This window comes from Aquabacterium sp., from assembly GCF_021768455.1.
In the GTDB taxonomy this organism is placed as follows: domain Bacteria; phylum Pseudomonadota; class Gammaproteobacteria; order Burkholderiales; family Burkholderiaceae_C; genus Aquabacterium.
Genome location: NZ_JAIZVX010000226.1, coordinates 1 through 4,375, shown reverse-complemented (window position 1 = coordinate 4,375; position 4,375 = coordinate 1). Strand labels below are relative to the sequence as shown.

Below are 4,375 nucleotides of genomic sequence, written 5' to 3'. Positions count from 1 at the left end.
CTCCACCAGCCGATCACGCACCATGTCCACTCACGCGCCCTCCTACTACGCGGCCTCGGGCCTGCCCCAGCCAGACCGCCCTGCCCTGCAAGGCTCGGTCGAGGCCGATGTCTGCGTCATCGGCGCGGGCTACACAGGCCTGTCCTCGGCCCTGCACCTGGCCGAGGCCGGCTTCAAGGTCGTGGTGATCGAATCGGCCCGCGTAGGCTGGGGCGCCTCGGGCCGCAACGGGGGCCAGCTGGTGCACAGCTATTCGCGCGACATCGACGTGATCGAGGCACGCCACGGCAAGGCCGCCGCCCAGGCCCTGGGCGGCATGGCCTTCGAGGGCGCCAAGATCATCAAGCAGCGCATCGCGCAATACGGCATCGACTGCCACTTCAAGCCCGGCGGCATGTTCACCGCCCTGAGCGACAAGCAGGTGCGCCAGCTCGAACACCACAAGGCCCTGTGGGAGGCCCACGGCCACACCGAGCTGGAGATGCTCGACGCCCGCGCCACCGAAGCCGCCGTGGGCAGCCGCCGCTACAAGGCCGGCCTGCTCGACCACTCCACCGGCCACGTGCACCCCCTGCGCCTGGCGCAGGGCGAGGCCGCGGCCTTCGAGTCGCTGGGGGGGCGCATCTTCGAGCTCTCGCCCGTCACCCGGGTCGACCGTGGCGAAACCGCGGTGGTGCACACGGCCCAGGGCCAGGTGCGCGCCAAGTTCGTCATCGTGGCCTGCAATGCCTACATCGGTGATCTGGAGCCCCAGCTGGCCGCGCGCTCCATGCCCTGCGGCACCCAGGTGATCGCCACCGAACCTCTGGGCGACCGCTTCCCCGACATCCTGCCCACCGACGTGTGCGTGGAAGACTCGAACTTCCTGCTCGATTACTTCCGCCTCTCGGCCGACCGGCGCCTGCTCTACGGTGGCGGCGTGATCTACGGTGCGCGCGACCCGGCCCACATCGAATCCATCATCCGCCCCAAGCTGCTCAAGACCTTCCCGCAACTCCAGGGCGTGAAGATCGATTACGCCTGGACGGGCAACTTCCTGCTCACCCTCACCCGCCTGCCCGAAGTGGGCCGGCTCTCGCCCAACGTCTACTACTCGCAGGGCTGCTCGGGCCACGGCGTGACCTTCACCCACCTGATCGGGCGCGTGCTGAGCGAGGTCATCCAGGGCCAGGCCAAGCGCTTCGACGCCTTCGCCAGCCTGCCGCACTACCCCTTCCCCGGGGGGCGGCTGCTGCGCGTGCCTTTCACGGCCCTGGGCGCGGCCTACTACGACCTGCGGGACAAGCTGGGGATCTGAGGCTCACACCCTGAGCCAGCCCGCCCCGCATCGTCCGCACGGGCTCAGGGAGCGGCCTCCAGACAGGCCTGCTCGATCCATGCCTTGAAGCGCCGCAGTGTGGCCGAGGGCCGCTGCGCGCCGGGCTGCACCAGGAAATAGCCGCGCTCGGTGCGCAGTGGCCGGTCGCAGGCCACCACCAGCTGCCCACCCTTGAGCAACTCGTCGACCAGGGGCCGCCAGGCCAGGGCCACACCCTGCCCGGTCATGGCCGCCTGCAACACCAGGGTGTGGTTGTTGAGGGTGAGGCCATGGCGCTCGTCCTTCAGGCTCAGGCCCTGGGCGGTGAACCAGTCGCGCCAGGTCAGCCAGCGGGCGGGCTCCGGGCTTTCCAGGTGCAACAAGGGCAGCTTCAGCAGGGCCTGGGGGTTGTCGCCGATGCGCGGGTGGCGAGCCAGGAAAGCCGGGCTGCACACCGGCAGCACCAGCTCGGGAAACAGGGCCTGGGCCTCGCAACCCGGCCAGCGGCCGCTGCCAAAGGCGATGGCCATGTCCATGGCGTCGCCCCGCACGTCGATCTCGTTCTGCGAGGTCACGATGCGCACGTCCAGCTCGGGCCAATCGGCGCGCAAGGCGGCCAGGCGCGGCATCAGCCAGTAGGCCGCGAAGCCGAAATCGGTGCCCACCGTGAGCACCTGATCGGCCTGGCGCTCGCGGATGCGCGCCACCGCCTCCCCGATGCCGCCCAGGCTGGCGTGCACGGCTTCGAACAGGTGCACCCCATCGGCCGTGAGCTGCACCCCGCGGTGGCCGCGCTTGAAGAGCGGCACCCCCAGGTCGGCCTCCAGCATGGCGATGCGCTGGCTCACCGCCGGCTGGGTCGTGGCCAGTTCCTGGGCCGCGGCCGTGAAGTTGAGGTGGCGGGCGGCGGCTTCGAAGAAGACCAGGGTCTGCAAGGGGGGCAGGCGCTGGGCTTTTGACATCATGGCTCCTTATGTCTTCATAAGCTGTGAACGTCTTCACAGTCCGTGGGGTGAATCATAGACTGGCCTTGCGTTATTGACAGATAGGACTTGTTTGATGCGTTCGCGCCAGCCCCACATCCTGATCCTGATGGTCGACCAGCTCACCCCTGGCGTCCTGCCTGCTTATGGCAACCCGGTGTGCAAGACCCCGCACATCGATGCCCTCGCCGCCCAGAGCACCGTGTTCGAGTCGGCCTACTGCAACAGCCCGCTGTGCGCCCCCTCGCGCTATGTGTTCATGTCGGGCAAGCTGCCCTCGGCCATCGGTGCCTTCGACAACGCGGCCGAGCTGCCCTCCGAAGTGCTGACCTTCGGCCACCACCTGCGCCATGCCGGCTACCGCACCATCCTCTCGGGCAAGATGCACTTCTGCGGCGCCGACCAGCTGCACGGCTTCGAAGAGCGCCTCACCACCGACATCTACCCCGCCGATTTCGGCTGGACCCCGGACTGGCGTCACCCCGAACACCGCCCCAGCTGGTACCACAACATGGGCTCGGTGCTCGACTCTGGCCCCTGTGTGCGCACCAACCAGCTGGACTTCGACGACGAGGTCGTCTACCAGGCCCGTCAGAAGCTCTACGACCTGGCCCGCGACAAGGACGAGCGCCCCTTCTGCCTGGTCGTCTCGCTGACCCACCCGCACGACCCCTACGCCATCTCGCAGCGCCACTGGGACCTGTATGAAGGCGTGGACATCCCCGAGCCCACGGTGCAGATGGCGCCCGAGCACCAGGACCCGCACGCCCGCCGCCTGATGCACGTGATGGAGCTCGACCGCACACCCGTGACCCTGGCCGACACCCAGCGCGCCCGCCGCGCCTACTATGGCTCGGTCTCGTACGTGGACGAGCAGATCGGCCTGCTGCGCCAGACCCTGGCCGAGACCGGCTTTGCCGACGACACCGTCACCGTCTTCCTGGGCGACCACGGCGACATGCTGGGCGAGCGCGGCCTCTGGTACAAGATGAACTACTTCGAACCCGCCACGCGCATCCCGCTGATGGTGCACGCACCGGGCCGCTTCGCCGCGCAGCGCGTCGGCGCCTCCGTCTCGCTGGTCGACATCCTGCCCACCCTGGTCGACATCGCCCACGAGGGCGACGCGCCCACGCCCCCCGAGCCCATCGATGGCCGCAGCCTCTGGCCCCACCTCATGGGCCAGGGCGGCCACGACGAGGTCATCGGCGAATACCTGGGCGAAGGTGCCATCGCGCCCCTGGTGATGCTGCGCCGCGGCCCCTGGAAGTTCGTGCACAGCCCGGTCGACCCCGACCAGCTCTACCACCTGCCCACCGACCCGCACGAAACCCGCAACCTGGCCACCGACAGCGTGGTGCCCGGCCAGACCCACACCAGCGCCCCGCCTCCCCACACCGAGGTGCTGGTCGCCTTCCGCGCCGAAGTGGCCGCCCGCTGGGACCTGCCCGCCCTCGAAGCCCGGGTGCTGGCCAGCCAGCGCCGCCGCCAGTTCCTGGCCGAAGCGCAAAGCCAGGGCCGCGTCAGCCACTGGGACCACCAGCCCCCGCGTGACGCCAGCCAGCAGTACATGCGCAACCACATCGACCTCGACGACCTGGAAGCGCGCGCCCGATTCCCGGCCGTCAAGCGCCCCACGCCCTGATACCCCTGCCCTGCGACACGCACTTGGCCAGATCGCTACGCCCGATGATCTGCAAGCCAAAATTCCTGCCTCTGCAAGAGAGGCGCTGGCACTACGAGCAAGACGTCACCCACAAAGTCGTCAATCCACGACAGAAGTTCGCCAGTGACGATGACATAGCCCTTGTTGCTGCTGCATAGAGAGGCTTGAGCGCTATCCAGGGGCCGAGCTGCTACGGTCAGTAGGCGCTGGAAAGCGGAGTAATGGTTACAATCCTTGAGGACTGCCCCACCGAAAGCTTCGAGTTCTTCGTGGTCTTCCCTTCAACGAAGTACCTGCCAGAGCGTGTCATGGCCTTGGCCGACTACCTGAAACATCAGCTGAGCCAGCAGTCGGAGCTACAGCTAATCAACGCTTGAATGAAAGTCAGCCGGTCATCTGAGTGATCGTTGAGAACCTATGAAAAACGCT

At 67.9% G+C, this 4,375-nt stretch carries 3 protein-coding genes; 2 read left to right on the top strand and 1 reads right to left on the bottom strand.

Features of this window, described 5'->3' with window-relative positions:
* On the top strand, window positions 1-1,297 hold a 1,297-nt coding region (locus QZ994_RS18935), incomplete at its 5' end, for an NAD(P)/FAD-dependent oxidoreductase (RefSeq protein WP_367172354.1).
* A gap of 44 nt (window positions 1,298-1,341) precedes the next feature.
* On the opposite strand, the gene QZ994_RS18930 is transcribed toward QZ994_RS18935, so the two are convergent.
* A complete protein-coding gene (locus QZ994_RS18930) occupies window positions 1,342-2,259 on the bottom strand; it encodes a LysR substrate-binding domain-containing protein (RefSeq protein ID WP_290877370.1) in 918 nt (305 codons plus the stop codon).
* 97 nt (window positions 2,260-2,356) lie between these two features.
* Between QZ994_RS18930 and betC the strand changes: the two genes are divergently transcribed.
* Window positions 2,357-3,925, top strand: coding sequence for a choline-sulfatase (gene betC, locus QZ994_RS18925; protein ID WP_290877367.1), 1,569 nt, complete (start codon window positions 2,357-2,359; stop codon window positions 3,923-3,925).
* Window positions 3,926-4,375 lie beyond the last annotated feature (450 nt).